Here is a 17,024-nt window from a genome sequence, read left to right as displayed (position 1 = left end):
CGCATGGTCTATGCTGAAAGGCATGGTCGGGAATGATGCATCGTACGCGCACGGCGATTTTCTGGATATGGTGACGGCTCATGGCGGCAACGTGGAAGCCGTGACGTTCGAATGCCTGGCGAACGGATTGGCTGATCAACGGGTCGAATCGATGCTGCACATACTGGGCTGGCCGGATGACATACGCTGCTTCGCGGTGGCCGGGTTCGCGCCGCAGACCGGAGCTGGCTCCGGCTCCGCAACGAGAACGCTGCACACGTTGACGAAACTGCGCGAGACGGCCCATGATCTGGGCGGCGCGTTATCGATTGCCGGTCTGCATCACGGCATGTGCGCGGTGTTGGTCGCGGCGCAAGCCGCGGCGACGCCCGAAGTAACCTGCACCGCGATGATGGGGGTGTTCGACGTCGAACGACCGGTGGCGTTGGGACCGCTGCGGCACGGCGTGGACGGGGCTTCGGCGACGATCCGCGCGGCGTTGTCGACGATCGAGGCGGCGCCCGCGTTGCGCGATGCCGCCGCGTTGACGATGGCCGGCAATGGGAGAACGGTGCCGCCGGCGCGGTCTTTCCGGCTGATCCGCGCCGAGGACGCCCTGCCCGAACGCGCGCTGCTCGGCGACGAGGACGCACGACGCGAGCTGATCGAGGCCGTGTACGGCAGCCTGACCGCCGCCGGACCGGATGATCCCACCTTGGAGACCGTGTCGACGTTCGTGTTGTCAGGCGGATCGTTGGAGACGACCGCGAAGGCGTTGAACGTGCATCCGAACACCGTGCGATACCGGCTCAAGCGCGCGGCCGACACCACCGGATGGGATGCGGCCGATCCGCGCGAGGCCTACGTGCTGCGCACCGCCATCACATTGGGCCGGATGATGCGGAACTAACTGTGGCCAATCACGATCACTCACCTCAGTAAGTGAGCATATCCAGACATCATATTGAGTAAGTGGGCAGAACCTGACGTCCCCACTCCGATAGGTGGATACATCAGGATCAGTCACCTCAATAGGTGGGTAGAACCGGACACAAGATTCCATAGGTGGGTAAATCCGTACCAGTTAGACCGTCAGATCGAGTCTAACTAGTCCAGATTTACCCACCTACGAGATTTCCTGTCCGATTTCATCCACCTATCGAATTGTCGATCCAGATATAACCACCTACGGGATTCCCGATCCGAATTTACCCACCTATCGGGTCACCCCGTCACCAGTCCCCGATCCGACACGGCCCATAAGCACATACGAGACGGGGCGCAGAAGGCCGAAACCTTCTGCGCCCCGTCAGGCCAACGGACACCGGTCAGTCCCGGATCCGTCCGGTCAGCGCCGCTTGCGCGCCAGGAGCACCGCGCCCGCAGCCGTCAGCAGGAGCACGACCACGCCCGCGATCACATTGACCGCCGAACCGGTGGATGTCAGCTGCTTGACCTGCGATGCCGCGGCACCGTTGCTCTTCGACTGAGCGCCCGCGTTACCCCGCGAACCCTGAGCGCCGTTCTGGCCGTTCTGGGATCCGCCGTTGCCGGCGTTCTGCTGCCCCTGGTCGTTCGTCGAGACGGAACCGCCGTTCGGCTGTTCGCCTTGCTTGGCCACGCGCACCGGCGACCATCCGATGAGATCGCCCTGGCCGTCGTACAGCGCGATCCGGTGGTCGCCCGAGTATCCGGCCGGGACCGTGACCTCGACGTAGTAGTCGCGTCCGTCCTTCTGCACGGCGAGGGTGTTGGCCTTGCCGTCGGCGGCGAGCAGCCGCACCGGGTCGGAGTAGATGTACGCGACGAGCGTGCATGTCTTGCCGGCGTCGACCTGCGCGAAGCAGTCGGTCAGACCGGTCACGTAGAGCCGGTAGGTCTTGCCGGCCGTCGCGTTGCCGCTGCTGACGGAGATCGAGCCGCGGTTGGCGTCGGTGAGCTGGTCGCCCGGCAGCGGCGTCCAGTTCTCGTCCGGCTTGTTGGTTCCCGGCTGCTCGGAACCGTTATCGGCGGAACCGTTGCCGGAACCGTTGCCGGAACCGTTGCTGCCCGGGTTGTCGGTCGTATGATCGCCAGTCTGGTTGTTGCCGTTGCCCGGCTGCTCGGAACCATTGTTGCCAGAACCGTTGCTGCCGGAGTCGTTATTGCCGTTGTTACCGTTGTCACCAGGCTGGTTCGGCGTGTTGCCGCCGTTGTCACCAGGCTGCTCGGAACCGCCGTTGCCCGGCTGGTTGCCGTTCTCCCCCGGCTTGCCCGGCTGATCGGTTCCCGGCTTGTTCGGTTCCTCCGGATTGCCTGGCTGCTCACCGCCGTTGTCGCCCGGCTCGTTGCCGGATTCCTTCGCCTTCCACTGCGCGAACAGCGTCAGGTCGCCGGTCACCGGCTTGGTGAAATCGTATGCGGTCTTGCCGTCGCGGTCGGTCGTCCAGCCGGCGAACGTGTAGCCGTCGCGCGTCGGATCGGCCGGTGCCGCGACCGGCTTGCCGTCCTCGACCGTCGCCGCCGCGACCGTGCTGCCGCCGTTCGCATCGAACGTGACCGTACGTGTGATCGCCTCGACGACTAGGATGCGCACAAACGTGACCGTGTTGCCGGCCGCGTCCGCGACGGTGTAGGTGATCGTGTACGCGCCGGGCTTGGCGGTGTCGATCGCATCGACCGCCTTGCCGGACTCATCGGTGATCGCGGCCTTGATGCGGCCGGTCACGTCGCCGAGCGCGTTGTCGGAAGCCGTGATGCCGGCCATCGGATCGAACTTCTCGCCGGTCTTGATGGTCACGTCGCGCTGATCCTGCGGAACGTCGATGACCGGCGCGCTCGTGTCGGCGGCAACCGTGACCACGGCCTTGGCGGTCAGGCCGGTCACGCCGTCGACCGTACCGTCGACGGTCACGTCGCCGGGCTTGGCGTTCGCCCAGTCAGGCTCGTTCCACGTCACGCCCACGGCCTTGCTGGTGCCGTCCGAGTACCGCACGGTCACGGTCTTCGGCAGGTCGGGTGTCTGGCCTTGGATGATCGCGGCCGTGACGTCGTCGATCGACACCGGCTTGATCTCGGCGAGCTTCGTCCAATGCGCGAAGTAGGTCGCGTCGGCGGTCACGACGACCGGGAAGACGACGCGGTCGCCGCCGTCCTTGGCCGTGTACCAGCCGTCGAACGCGTAGCCTGCGCGGGTTGGCGCGGCCGGCTCGTTGACCGTGCCGCCGTCGGCGACCTGCTGCGTGGCAACCGCCGATCCACCGTTCGCATCGAACGTGATGGTGCGAATGATCGGAGCGATGGTGAGCTTGCGCACGAGCGGCTTGGCCGCGTTGCCGGCCTGGTCGCTCACCGCGTAGGTCAGCGTGTAGGTGCCGGGGTGGGCGGTGTCGATCGAGGCGATCGCGTTGCCGTTCGCATCGGTGACTGTGAGCTTGACCGACTTGGTCAGGTCGCCGTCCGCGTTGTCGGTTGCGGTGATGCCGGCCATCGGATCGAACGCCGCGCCCTGCTGGATGGTCACGTCGCCGCCGCCCGTGATGGTTGGGGCCTGGCTGTCCTGCCACTGTGCGAACAGGGTCAGGTCGCCGGTCACCGGGGCCGCGAAGTCGTAGGCGTTCTTGCCGTCGCGATCGGTCGTCCAACCGGTGAACTTGTAGCCGTCGCGCGTCGGGTCGGCCGGCTTGGCGACCGGTTGGCCGTCTTCGACCTGCTGCCTGTCCGCCGTGGCCGTGCCGCCGTTCGCGTCGAACGCGACGGTGCGGTATTGCACGGTGACCGTGACGGTGACGCTTGCCGTGATCTTCTTGTCGCCGTTCGCCGTGGCCGTGACGGTCGCGGTGCCGGCGGCCAGCGCGGTGACGTTGCCGTCCTCGTCGACCGAGGCGACCGTGTCGTTGCTCGACGACCATGTGACGGACTTGTCGGCCGCATCGTCCGGCGCGACGGTCGCGGCGAGCTTGAGCGATGCACCCTTGAGGAGCGCCGCCTTGCCGTCCTTGACCCCGTCGCCGGTGATGGCGATGGACGCGGGGGCGACCGGCTTGGCCGTCCAGTGCGCGTAATAGGTCACATTGCCGGTTATCTTGGCCGTGAAGTCGACGGATTCACCGCCGTCCTTGTCGGTGTACCAGCCGTCGAACGTATAGCCGTCACGCTTGGGGTCGTCCGGCTTGCTCGCGGTCTTGCCTTTTTCAACGCGTTGCGTGGCGACAGCGGAGCCGCCATTCGCGTCGAACGCGACCGTGTAGGTCACCGGCGGGGCCGGATCGGTGATCACCTTGATCGAATAGTCCTTGGTGGTGTGGCCGTCTTCGGCGATGACGGTGAGCTTGATGTAGCGAGCCGAGTCATCGACATTGTCGTCATCGCTCGCGTACACGTATGCGCTGGTGCTGTAGTAGTACGGATCACTGATCCAGTTGTTGTCCACACGTGCGCCAGGCACCGTGACCGCCGTCAGATGCACGGCTCCGCCATTCACCATGTCGTACGGCACGTGCCACTCGTAGTCGGTGTCCTTGCTGGTGAACTTCGGGGTCAGCGAGCCGATGCCGACTTCGAGGTTGGCAAGGCTGGCGTCGGCGCTTGGCTTCTGCCGGTTGATGATGATGCGGTACGTCTTCTTCGTCTTGCCGTCACGTGCGGTCACTTGGAACAGCACGGTGTTGGATCCGACGTTGAGCTGTTGCTGGTATCCATCGATGGTGGGAACATACGCGGAAGATATGACCGTCGCCTTGTAATCCGCCGTCCACGGCGTCACATAGACCTCGGAGACCGAATACGGTGCCGTCAGGGTGTATGTGGTCGTGTCCGGGTCGAACGTCTTCCCCAGCAGGTCACCGTGCCATGCGCTGTAATTATACTGAAGATGCTGCTTCTGCCAGTACACGCTGAGATATCCCAGATCGGCGTTGGCGTCGGCCTTGGCCATCGTGTCCTGATACGGTGCCTTGGCCAGCCATTCCGAAGACGGCTTGTACGACAGACGGTCGTACTTGACACCCGTATCGTCACGCAACATGTACTTCTTGAACAGCTGCACGACCTGCGGCTGCTCCAGATTCACCACGGGCGTGTATGGTTCGGACCATTTCATATCCTTGACGTCGTCGCCGGTGAATCGGGCCGCTTTGATGCTGCATTCCCATGTGGCGTACGGGATGGTGTTGGTCTTGCCGGCCGCTTCGATCTGCTTGCTGTACTGCTGCTCGTCGAACAGCGAGTCGATACCCTTGTAGGCGGCCTGCATGTCCTTGTCGTAGAAGTCCTGCGCTTCCTTCTTGGCCGTGCTGTAACTGTCAAGGAACTCCTGGAGTTCCTTGCCCGTCTTTCCGGCAGGCCCGCCATTCCACACGTCTAGCGCGGGGAACGTGAACTTGTTGAGTCCGTCCCAGATTTTCTTGGCGACGTCCTTGGAGTCGCCGCCTTCACTGGATTCCCAATCCGGTTCGCCGCCGGGGATGCCGCTGTCGCCGTACCAGTTGTTCGCCACGAAAATGGTGGAGGTGTACGGCGGTTCGCAGTTGAGCGGCGAGAACTTCTCATACGCGGCACGGAAGATGCCGTGATAGTACTGGTCAAGCTTCGAGGCTTCCTCGTTCGCGCCGAACGCTTCGGCGTCCAATGCCTTCGTGGTGTTGATGAACTTGCTGTTCACCACCGTCGCCGCGGCATGGTTGCGTGTGAACAGGCCGGTATCGGCGTTCTTGAACACCACGTGGTCGAGTTCTGCCCGCGCTCCGGCCGCGACCGTCACCTCGCGATTGGTGCGCTGTTCGGGAATCTGACCGCCGAAGTCGTTGCCGATCGCGCTGTCGTCGCTCGACGTGAAGACGACGGGGTTCTTCTCGTCGCCTTGCGCGAGCAGACTGCCTTTGACGATCAGCCCCTGACCGTAACTATTATCGAACTTGACGACCGCGCCCTTGTTCAACTGCATCGTCTTGTCTTCGGGAATGGTCAGTTCGCTGTACACCGTCGGTATCAGATTGCCCTCCAACGGCAGTTCCACACTGGAGGTCAGCGTAGCTTCGCCGCCGGCGGCGTTGCCTCGAATATACAACTGCTTGTTGCTGTTGCCTTTGACGGTGTTGCCGGCCAGATCGTTCAGATCGATCAGGCTGGAGGCGACCGATACCGCAGGAACGCCTACATGACTGCCGTTGATGAACTGGTTGCCGGTGATCACCGGAGTCTGGGCCGCGTTTTCGCTGACATTCAGCACGGACGACTCGAATACGCTGTTCTTCACCCGAACCGTATCCGCCGAAATCTGCACAGTAGGGATGCTGTAGTATCCCGACAATCCGAAGTCCGCAACGCCTTGCACGCCGCGCATGATCACATGGTTGAGATCGACGGTGCCTCCCTTGATCACGGATAGTGCCGGATACATCTTGTCTTTCGCCCTCATCGCGCCGTTGTCGTTGAGAACGTCGGTATTGCCGTCATCCTGATGGGCATACCAGTACGGATCGATTTCGACCGGGTCGGATTGCGTGCCGTTCATCATGACATTGCCGCCCTGACCGACGGAAATGCCGCCTCGGTATGAGCCGGGATTCAGCGTCAGTGTGATGCCGTCACCTACAAGGCCGCCGTTCTCATTGGTGTTTTGACCGTTTAAATATGAAAATTCCGGTACGGCGTTGCCGGTCAGCCACGGCAGGGTGGTTGATTTGGAGAGTGTGGTGCCGATGTAGATGCCGCCGTTGGTTTCGGCGTTGCTCACGTGATTGCCGGCCAGCTTGTCCGCGTCGAAACATTGGATGCCATCGATTCTTACGACATTGCGGACGGCACCGGTGAAGGTGTTGCCCTCTACCGCCGTGTCAGGCAGGCATGTGTCGCTGTTGACGCGCACATACGTGTCGATCATCGGCCGCAGGCTGTTGTCGAACGGGTTCTCATACGAGAAGGTGTTGCTGGAGACCGTCGGATCGGCGCCAAAGGCGAGACCGTTCAGATCGATCACGGCATTGATGTACGAAGAGTCGATGGAACCGCTGAAAACGGAGCCGTAATGACTCGGCAGCACATGGATCCTATTGGTGGTGATCCACGGCTGGACCGCGGATTGATCGACACCGAGCAACGCCCCGACAGACGTGATCGTGTTGTCGGCCAGCACCAACTGGGCCGGATTCGTAGCCTTGATGCCGAAATCGCTATCGGCGCCTATGTACTTCACGGTGGAACCCCGCACCGACAGGTATCCGCCATCGACGGTCAGTTTCCATTTGCCGGAGGCCTGAGCCTGCACCGACTCCATCGGCACGCCGTCGGTATCGCCGCCGACCGAATCATCGGTAAGCGCGGTAAGCGTCGCGTCATTCACCTGCAGGCTACCGTGAACAACGACCTCCGTTCGATCGAATTTCACGACGGAACCAGGATCGATCTGCACCATCACGTCGACGGGAATCTCCGTGGCCTTGAACACGACCACGCCATCGCTCGGTTTGATCTCCGTGTCCTTGGTGATCTCGGTGATCTCCGTCACCTTGTCGGCGACGGCGATGTCCGACGTCTTCGCCGGGAACGTCGCCGTGGATGCGGTCGGCGCGCCGGTCGTCTTGGTCTTCGTATCCAGCGACGGCACGGTGGATGTTGCGGCGGAATCATTGGTATTGTCGGGCTCGATGGCGTTCGCGGTTGCCGTGAAACCCACGCCGGTCAGCATCATCGCTGCGGCCACAACCCCCGCCGCACCAACTGCCAGCCATTGCCCGAATCGATTGGTTGGTGCCATAGGCACTGCCCTCTTCTCTTCAAATGCGTTTGTGATTGAAGGCGAAACCTCATTGCCTTGACTCGAACGCTACCCCCCACCCGAGACGATACCGCCCAGTCACACAGCCCAATATCACCGGATGGATTGCCGACGATCCGCAGTCCGACATCCGTCATTCAACACGAAAGGTGGGTAGAACCGGACACAAGATCTCATAGGTGGGTAAATCTCAACTAGTTAGGCCGTCGGATCGAGCCTAACCAGTACAGATTTACCCACCTATCGAATTGTCGATCCAGATTTACCCACCTACGGGATTACTGACGCAGATACGACAAGACCCGCGCTGCGGAAATCGCAACGCGGGTCTTGATCAGTCACTTACCGTGACCGTGTGATTCGGTTCGTAGCGAGACGAAACGGAATCAGGCAACGGTCATCGGGTCGACCGGGACGCCCGGGTTCATCGTGGAGGTGATGGTCGCCTTGGTGACGTAACGGCCCTTCACGGTGGACGGCTTGAGACGCTTGACTTCGTCGGCCACGGCCTTGAAGTTCTCGTCCAGAGCGGCCTCGTCGAAGCTCATCTTGCCGATGAGGAAGGAGAGGTTGCCGTGCTTGTCGACGCGGAAATCGACCTTGCCGCCCTTGATCTCGTTGACGGCCTTGGTCACGTCCATGGTGACGGTGCCGGTCTTCGGGTTCGGCATGAGGCCACGCGGACCGAGCACACGGCCGAGGCGGCCGACCTTGCCCATCATGTCCGGGGTGGCGACGACGGCGTCGAAGTCGAGGAAGCCGTCGGCGACCTTCGCGATCAGGTCGTCATCACCGACGATGTCGGCGCCGGCCTCGGTGGCCTCGGTGGCCTTCGGGCCACGGGCGAACACGAGGACCTTGGCGGTCTTACCGGTGCCGTGAGGCAGCAGGACGGAGCCACGAACCAGCTGGTCGGCCTTGCGCGGATCCACGTTCAGGCGCAGCACCGCTTCCACGGTCTGGTCAAACTTGTACTCCGGCATGCTCTTGAGGAGAGCGATGGCCTCGTTGGCGGTGTAGAGGTTGTTGCGATCGACCTTCTCGGCCGCCTCGCGATACTTCTTGGAACGCTGTACCATTAGTCCTTCTCCTCTTCTCAGTCGGTGACCGTGATGCCCATCGAGCGAGCGGTGCCCTCGATGATCTTCATGCCGGCTTCGATGTCACGGGCGGACAGATCGGCCATCTTGATCTCGGCGATCTCGCGGACCTGAGCCTTGGTGACGGAGCCGACCTTGTGGGTCAGCGGGTTCTCGGTGCCCTTCTCGACGCCGGCGGCCTTCTTCAGCAGAGCCGCAGCCGGCGGGGTCTTGAGGACGAAGGTGAAGGAACGGTCTTCGAAGACGGTGATCTCGACCGGGATGACCTGACCCATCTTGTCCTGCGTCTGGGCGTTGTACGCCTTGCAGAAGTCCATGATGTTCACGCCATGCGAACCCAGGGCCGGGCCCAGCGGCGGGGCCGGGTTGGCCTTGCCGGCCTGGATCTGGAGCTTGATCAGCGCCGTGACCTTCTTTTTAGGAGCCATTGTATGGTTCTTCTTTCTATGAAGCGGTGATAGTGGCGAACGCCTTGGTTTCCCGCGGCGAACTCCTCCCGCAACCGTATGATTGCTGTGCTGTGCTAGCAGGCTCGCGGGCGCTTCTCGCGCGGTCCGTAGGCCCTCCAGACACAAACCATCTCATTATGCCGCATGTGGGCGACAACCCCATTACGCCGTTCACGCCATTTCAAGCAGAAGCCATCTATTGTCATTTCGAGCGAGGCGCAGCCGAGTCGAGAAATCTTATTGGAACCATTGCGCCTGGAAGATTTCTCCACTCGCTGCGCTCGGTCGAAATGACAGGTAAGTGGCGCGCTCGGTCGAAAAGACAAGTCAAGCGTCAGACGCCGGACTCTCCCCCAGTCAGCTTTGCTGACAGCCCCCTCAGCAGAGGGGGCCGAGGATGAGGAATCAGTTCCAGCGATCGGACATGGCGAAGCTGTTGCGCATATGGTTGCTGCCCTCGTACAGCACGCGGTCGAGCAGCGTGGTGGCGCGCTCGCGCAGGAACTCGGCCATGCGATCGTTCGCCTCGCCGAGCACCGCGGTCACCGGCCGGCCGTCAAGCGATCCGTCGCCGTCGAGACGACCGTCGCCGTTGCCGTCCGCGCCGTCGTCGAACCGTCCGCTTTCGATCGCCGCGTCGGTCTCCTCAACCAGACGATGCCCGAACGTGCGAACCTTCTCGACATAGCCGCCGATCAGCCGGTTCGTTTCGAACCAGTGCGCGTCCGCGATCACCGCGATCAGTCGGTTCGTCCAGTACAGGTTGTCGGTGGAGACCTGCGGCGTGGTGTCACGCAGGTACGCTGGCGTGTCAGTAACGTTCGCATAGAACGGCGCGGCCGTGGTGAACGGACCGGAGCCGTACGAGATCCACATGACCGCGCGGCTGCACGCGGGTGCATACGGTCGCAGCTGGATGGCGACCATGTGGCCGGTGCGGTTCACGCCGATCGGACGGTAGCGGTGACGCGATTCAGGGGTGCCGAGCGTGCCGTACGGATCGTACGGGGTGTCTTCGAAGTGCGAGCCGAGCAGGAAGTCGACGTCCTCGATCGTCACCTTGTTCTCGGGCACGCGGCACCACGGGATATCGTCGGAGATCGGCGTGTAGCGGGCCGCCGGCGAATCCCAGTCCTCGCTCGGGTTGAGGTGGCGCTGCATGTACCATGCGCGCGGCGTGTTGTAGATGTGGTCCTTCGGCGTGCTGTCGCCGAACACCGTGCGCGGGTTGAAGCGGTCGGACTGCGAGACGGAACCGTCCGCCGCGAAGCCGATGCGCGACGAGCCGTTGCCTGCCATCGTTCGCATCGTGCGGTCGAGGTGATGTTCCGCGATGAACTCGCGCAGATCGGCGCTGCATAGGTATTCACGCTGCTCGCCGAACGCGTCGGTCAGATCGAAGTCGTCGATGCCGAGTTGGTTCGGGATCGTCGCATAGCAGTCGTCCGGCACGCGCCGCGCGATCCAGTGGTGGCCGCCGATCGTCTCGACGTACCAGATCTCGTCCACGTCCGAAATGATAATGCCGTTCGACTCGTACGTGCCGTACGTCTCCAGCAGTTCGCCGAGCCGGCGGACGCCCTCGCGCGCGGTCTTCACGTACGGGATCACCAGCGTGATGATGTCCTCCTCGCCGATGCCGCCCGGCTGTTCCGGCTCGTAACCGGCATCCCCCGGCTCACTGGTCGCGGGCACGAGCTCGACGAATGGGTCGGCCGCGGCGACGCGCTCGTTGACGGCGATCGTCTCGGTCGCGCTCATCGCGACGTTGTATTCGTTCGCGCCGGCCTCGGCCAGCACGCCGCGGTTCGGCAGCACGTTCGGCACGATCGAATACCGGCACGGATCGTCCGGCAGGTCGATCTCGACGTGGCTGAGCACGCTGCGGTAGTGGCGCGGCTGGTCGGCCGGGGCGACCGCGACGAAACGTTTCGGATCGTAACGGCCGGAACCGGAATCGTCGTCGCGGGCGATGATGGTCGAGCCGTCGTAACTGGCATTCTTGCCAACAAGCAGAGTGGTGCATGACATGGCACCCACTATAGGAACGCCCGTCGAACGCAGTGCACACGTTCGACGGGCGAGAACAACCATAACGGAACCGCCGGCCGTGAGTCAACCGGACGATAGATCGGCCGGACAGCGGGCCGGCCGGACAGCGGGCCGACCGGTCAGCCAACAGGCCAACCGGTCAGCGGTCGGCCAGCAGCGAGCTAGCGGCGGGTCATCTCCTCCTCGATCTGCTCGAGCGACTTGCCCTTCGTCTCGGGCACGAACCGCAGCACGAACGGGATCGACAGCGCGGCGAACACGCCGAAGATCGCGAACGGGCCGCCCACGTTGTTGCCGAACGCGTCGAGCAGCATGAGGAAGAACTGCGAGACGATGAAGTTGCCGAGCCAGTTCGCGGCCGAGCCGAACGACGAGCCGATGCCGCGCACCGACAGCGGGAAGATCTCGCCGATGAGCACCCACGCGATCGGGCCCCACGAGATCGCGAAGCCGAGGATGTAGAACGCGATCAGGATCATCGTCGGCACGGCGAGCGCGGACACGTCGCCCACGAAGTTCATCACGGCGAGGATGGCGAGCGCGACGGTCATCACGACGGAACCGAAGATGAGCAGCTGCTTGCGGCCGAAGCGGTCCATGATCATCGTCGCGACGATCGTGGAGACGAAGTTGACGACGCCGATGCCGACCGACACCCAGATCGCGTCGCCTTCGGGGAAGCCGAAGCCCTTGATGAAGACCTGCGGCAGGAAGTAGATGACCGAGTTGATGCCGACGAGCTGCTGGAAGAGCATGATGCCGACGGCCGCGACGAGCGCCGGGCGGGCGGTGCGGAACAGTTCGCGCACGCCGCCCTTGGTGTCCTGTGCGGCGACGGCCTTGATCTCATCGAGCTCGAGCTGGACCTGCGCCTGGTCGACGTCCTTGCGGATGAGGGTGAGCACCTTGAACGCGTTGCGCTCGTCGCCCTTGTTCACGAGGTAGCGCGGCGATTCGGGCAGCAGCAGGCCGCCGATGAGCAGCAGCGCGGCGGGCACGAGCGCCGAACCGAGCATCCAGCGCCAGTCGGCGAAGCCGAGCAGGTCGTGGTTGAGGAAGCCGAGGTTCGAGGCGTAGGCGAGCAGGATGCCGAACGTGATCATGAGCTGGAACAGCGTGGACAGCGAGCCGCGGCGTTCCTTCGGCGCGAGTTCGGCGAGGTAGGCGGGGGTAAGCGCGGAGGCGGCGCCGACCGCGAGGCCGAGGATGATGCGGGCGGCGACCATCATGAGGAAGCCGGTGGACGTGGCGCACAGGCCCGAGCCAAGCAGGAACAGGATCGCGGAGACGATGAGCAGCTTCTTGCGGCCGAACCGGTCGGACAGCGTGCCGATCGACAGCGCGCCGACGCACGAGCCGATGAGCACGGACGAGGTGATGAAGCCGGTCTGCGAGACGGTCAGGCCGAAGTCGGATTCGATGAGCGGCGACGCGCCGGAGATGATGCCGGTGTCGAAGCCGAACAGCATGCCGCCGAGCGCGCCGAACGTGAAGATGAACCCGCTGTTGAGCGGGAATCGTGACGAGAATCCGCGCGATTCGGCGGTTTCCACCGCTTCGATCGCCGACTCCACGGTGGATTTGACGGATTCCTCGTGCATCACGGATGCCGCACCGGCCGCCGCTTCGGTCGTGGCGGACGCGGGGGTCATTGCTTCTGTCATGTGTGTTCCTTCCATCTCCATTGATTCGGTCTGCCGGGCGGGCGGCCACGCCTGCGCCGGCTGCCTCATCGCGTTGCGGCGGGCGCGGTGCGGGCAACAAAAAAGACCCGGAAACGATCGGAATATGGCTTCCGAACGCTTCCAGGTCTTGCCTCGTACGAGTAACAACCCTGCTACAACGTGTATGTGTGTATAGCAGTATATGCGATGTCGGGCCACGACACTCCGACGTGGCCGGTCCCACCCCCTCCGTACGCACACCCCTCCCGGGCATACGCCCGGTTCCAGGTGCGAAACCGGCAGTATGCCCGGGAAAGTCCAGCCACACCATCATTCTCCCCGGGCATACTGCCAGTTTTAACCCCCAAACCGGCCGTATGCCCGGGAACCAAGCCGACTCTCCCAAGTAACCAGCTCAGCCTCCCGGGCTTACGGCCGTTTCAAGGACTGAAACCGGCCGTATGCCCGGGAACCAAGCCAACCCTCCCAAGTAACCAGCTCAGCCTCCCGGGCTTACGGCCGTTTCGGGGAGCGGAAACGGCCGTAAGCCCGGGAGAAACCGCGTGGAAAGCCTGGGGAAGAACACAAAGGAAAACACACAGACGGCCCGGGAAACCACCGGGAAACCCCAGAGAAGAAGAAACCCGGCGGGGAGAGCCGCCGGGTGAGAGAGAAGAGAGAAGAAGGGTTCAGTTATGGGGTTCTTGCGGAACCTCGCCATCGGCCGTAACCGTTGACATGGTCTATATAACCGCCGCTTTCTTGGAGGAACGATGCATGTTCCTTACAAAACCCTGAGAACCATGTGGCGGGATTGTGCAATAGGGGGCATCGGGGGTGCCGAGAAGCATACGCCACGAAAAAACGCCCGTGCGGTCAGGCACGGGCGTCATGAATGCGCATGGCCGGCGCAAGCCGGAAGAACCTTACTTGTTCAGTTCGGCCTTCGCCTCGGCCAGCCGCTTGGCTTCGGCCTCACGGCGGGCGGCCAGCTCGGCGTCGAAGCGGGCCAGCTCCTCGGCCACGGCCTCCTGCGGGATCTTCGCGAAGATCGGCGAGGGCTTGGCCACCGGGGTGCCCGGCACGATCTCCTCGCGCTTCCACGGGTGCACGGTCTCGCCCATCTTGTAGTCGCCCGTGATGATCGGGTAGTGGAATCCCGGCTTGTCGAGATCCTCGACCTCCTCGATGCGTGGCAGCGGCGAGAAGGTGCCGGTGCCGCCGAGCGCCTCCCACACCTTCTGCGCGGAGTGCGGCAGGAACGGCGCAAGCAGGTGGTTCGCGTCCGACACGGCCTGCGCGGCCACGTGCAGCACGGTGCCGAGACGGGCCGGGTCGTCCTTGATCTTCCACGGTTCGGTGGCGGAGATGTACTTGTTGATGTCGCCGACGATCTTCATGGCCTCGTTGAGCGCGCCCTTCTGGCGGTGGTGCTCGATCAGTCCGCCGACCGTGGCGAACGCGGCGTTCGTCTCGTCGAGCAGCGCGCGGTCCTCGTCGGTCAGCGACGCCTCGTCGAGCGCCGGGATCTCGCCGAAGTTCTTGTTGATCAGGTTCGCGACGCGGTTGACCAGGTTGCCCCAGCTCGAGGCGAGCTCTTCGTTGTTGTGACGCACGAACTCGGCCCACGTGAAGTCGGAGTCGGAGGATTCCGGACCGGCCACGGAGATGTAGTAGCGCACCGCGTCCACCGGGTAACGCGAGAGGATGTCCTTGACGTAGATGACGATGCCGCGCGAGGAGGAGAACTTCTTGCCTTCCATCGTCATGAACTCGGAGGCCACGACCTGCTCCGGCATGTTGAGCGGGCCGTATTCGCCCGTCTCGCCGCCCTTGGAGCCCTGGCCGTTGTACGCGAGCATCTCGGACGGCCAGATCTGGGAGTGGAACGTGATGTTGTCCTTGCCCATGAAGTAGTAGGCCGGGCAGCCTGGGTCGTTCCACCACTTGCGCCACGCCTCCGGGTCGCCCTGGCGGCGCGCCCATTCGATCGACGCCGACAGGTAGCCGATCACCGCGTCGAACCACACGTACAGCTTCTTGTTCGGGTTGTCGATCCAGCCCGCGACCGGAACCGGGATGCCCCAGTCGATGTCGCGCGTGATCGCGCGCGGCTTGACCTCCTTGAACAGGCCGATGGAGAAGTTGATGACGTTCGTGCGCCAGCCGGTGCGGGTCTTGAGCCACGCGAGATTCGCGTCGGCGAGCGCCGGCAGGTCGAGGAAGTAGTGTTCGGTCTCTTCGAAACGCGGGGTTTCGCCGTTGATCTTGGAGACGGGGTTGATGAGCTCGTCCGGATCGAGCTCGTTGCCGCAGGCGTCACACTGGTCGCCGCGCGCGCCCTCGGCGTGGCAGATCGGGCACTCGCCCTCGATGTAGCGATCGGGCAGGGTGCGGCCGGTGGACGGCGAGATCGCGACCTTCTGCGTGCCCTTGTAGATGTAGCCGTTCTTGAGGCACTGCTTGAACAGCTCCTGCACCACGTGCTCGTGGTTGCCGGTGGTGGTGCGGGTGAACAGGTCGTAGCTCAGGCCGAGGTCGCACAGGTCCTTGGCGATCACGCGATTGTAGCGGTTGGCGAGCTCCTGCGCGGTCACGCCTTCCTTTTCGGCTTCGACGAGGATCGGGGTGCCGTGCTCGTCGGTGCCGGACACCATCAGGACGTCGTTGCCCTTCATGCGCTCGTAGCGCGCGTAGACATCGGACGGCACACCAAAGCCGGCGACGTGGCCGATATGACGGGGGCCGTTCGCGTACGGCCATGCAACATTCACCAGAATATGACTCATAAGGCCAAATTATCAGGCTCAGCGAGGACAGGCCGGAAATTATCCACACGGTTATCCACATTTACTCACAGTTATCCACAGACTTATCCACATCCGCGAGGCCGTCGCTGGCGCGCGCCGCATCGAACCGTTACGGTCGGTCGGTATGAACGATACGATCACCGCACCTGCCGCCGACGCACCGGCCGCGCCATCCGCTCCACACCTGCCCGCCGGATCACCCGGCCCGGCCACGCCGCCCGCGGCATCGTCCGCACCGTCATCCACACCATCGTCGACGTCTCCGCACACCGCGCGCGAAGACAAGCCGCTGCTGACCGAGCGCGACCTTCCCGGCCCGCTCAGTCTCAACATGCTGATCGCCAACGGCTCCCTCTCCCGGCTGGATTCGTCCAGCGGCTACCAGCGATCCCACGCGACGACCTTGTACGGCCGCGCCACGATCCTGGCCGACATGGTGCCGCGCAACGCCACCGTGTGCGCGCTGACCGCGGCATGGGTGTGGCTGGGCGGCACGTTCCCGAACACCGTCGACGTGATCTCGCGATCGCATTACCGGGCGGCGGCGCACAGCCGCAAGATACGTGTGTTCAACCGCAAAAGCCCGCCCGAACATCTGATCCAGATCGGAGAGACGCGCGTGACGACGCCGGCGCGCACGGTCTGCGATCTGTCGCTGCTGCCGGTCGACGAGCCCGACTGCGGCGCAACCATCTCCGACCTGATGACCGAATACCGTGTGACGGCGGACGATTGCCTGCACATTCTCGACCGCAACCCGTTCTGGCCGCGAGCCTCGGCCGCGCGCGTCCTGTTCGAGGACATGAGACGGCCATGATCGGCCGCCGGAAGCATGCCGCGCGACGCCGTCTCGACCCGCGCGTCGGCAGACTGCGACGACTGCCGCGGACGGATCCCGACGGGCGGCACGACGGCGGATCGGACGGAGACGAGGCACTGTCTCCCCCGCAGCCGCCGCTGCTGCTCACCCCGCTGGTCGCATGCGATCCGGCCACCGACACGGACATCCTGTGGCATATCGCCCGCGAGGCGCCGGAACTGCGCCGCTGGCTCGTGGCGAACCCGCGCGCGGATGCGGCGCTGCTCGAATACGTGGCGCAGGCCGGCGGCCCCGGAGTACGCGAGGCGCTCACCATCCTGCTCGACGGGTGAGCGACGGTCACCGGCCCGTCCGACTCGGCCCGTCATGCACCGGCCAGGGCGAACCGTCCGGA

General features: G+C 63.8%; 9 protein-coding genes. 3 read left to right on the top strand and 6 right to left on the bottom strand.

Translation table 11 applies throughout. The annotated features are described in order from the left end of the window. Positions 1 to 22: 22 nt before the first annotated feature. Positions 23 to 889 (top strand): PucR family transcriptional regulator, encoded by an 867-nt coding sequence (locus KIH76_RS04560; protein ID WP_236036826.1) that lies wholly within the window; start codon positions 23 to 25, stop codon positions 887 to 889. A 438-nt stretch (positions 890 to 1,327) separates the two neighbouring features. Here the strand turns inward: KIH76_RS04560 and KIH76_RS04555 are convergent, their stop codons facing one another. From KIH76_RS04555 to metG, 6 genes are all read right to left on the bottom strand, one after another. Then, a complete protein-coding gene (locus KIH76_RS04555) occupies positions 1,328 to 7,714 on the bottom strand; it encodes an InlB B-repeat-containing protein (protein ID WP_219069537.1) in 6,387 nt (2,128 codons plus the stop codon). Between the two features lie 407 nt (positions 7,715 to 8,121). After that, positions 8,122 to 8,814: a 50S ribosomal protein L1 gene (gene rplA / locus KIH76_RS04550; RefSeq protein ID WP_152357936.1), complete on the bottom strand. Its 693-nt coding sequence runs from the start codon at positions 8,812 to 8,814 to the stop codon at positions 8,122 to 8,124. A 17-nt stretch (positions 8,815 to 8,831) separates the two neighbouring features. Continuing rightward, positions 8,832 to 9,263 carry a 50S ribosomal protein L11 gene (rplK, locus tag KIH76_RS04545; protein ID WP_163230130.1) on the bottom strand — a complete coding sequence of 144 codons (432 nt, stop codon included), beginning with the start codon at positions 9,261 to 9,263 and terminating at the stop codon, positions 8,832 to 8,834. A 426-nt stretch (positions 9,264 to 9,689) separates the two neighbouring features. After that, positions 9,690 to 11,315, bottom strand: coding sequence for a C69 family dipeptidase (locus KIH76_RS04540; protein ID WP_219069535.1), 1,626 nt, complete (start codon positions 11,313 to 11,315; stop codon positions 9,690 to 9,692). Between the two features lie 182 nt (positions 11,316 to 11,497). Then, positions 11,498 to 12,937 (bottom strand): sugar porter family MFS transporter, encoded by a 1,440-nt coding sequence (locus KIH76_RS04535; protein WP_338023585.1) that lies wholly within the window; start codon positions 12,935 to 12,937, stop codon positions 11,498 to 11,500. Positions 12,938 to 13,926: 989 nt separating this feature from the next. Further along, a complete protein-coding gene (gene metG, locus KIH76_RS04530) occupies positions 13,927 to 15,789 on the bottom strand; it encodes a methionine--tRNA ligase (protein WP_219069533.1) in 1,863 nt (620 codons plus the stop codon). Positions 15,790 to 15,934: 145 nt separating this feature from the next. On the opposite strand from metG, the gene KIH76_RS04525 reads away from it, so the two are divergent. Then, positions 15,935 to 16,627, top strand: a complete 693-nt coding sequence (locus tag KIH76_RS04525; protein ID WP_219069531.1) for a hypothetical protein — start codon at positions 15,935 to 15,937, stop codon at positions 16,625 to 16,627. Continuing rightward, positions 16,624 to 16,962 carry a variant leucine-rich repeat-containing protein gene (locus tag KIH76_RS11545; RefSeq protein WP_236036825.1) on the top strand — a complete coding sequence of 113 codons (339 nt, stop codon included), beginning with the start codon at positions 16,624 to 16,626 and terminating at the stop codon, positions 16,960 to 16,962. The genes KIH76_RS04525 and KIH76_RS11545 overlap by 4 nt, the downstream gene beginning before the upstream one ends. Positions 16,963 to 17,024 lie beyond the last annotated feature (62 nt).

The organism is Bifidobacterium simiiventris (genome assembly GCF_019331715.1).
In the GTDB taxonomy this organism is placed as follows: Bacteria; Actinomycetota; Actinomycetes; order Actinomycetales; family Bifidobacteriaceae; genus Bifidobacterium; species Bifidobacterium simiiventris.
The sequence above is the reverse complement of the archived record's forward strand: the minus strand, read 5'-3'. Positions and strand labels throughout refer to the sequence as shown.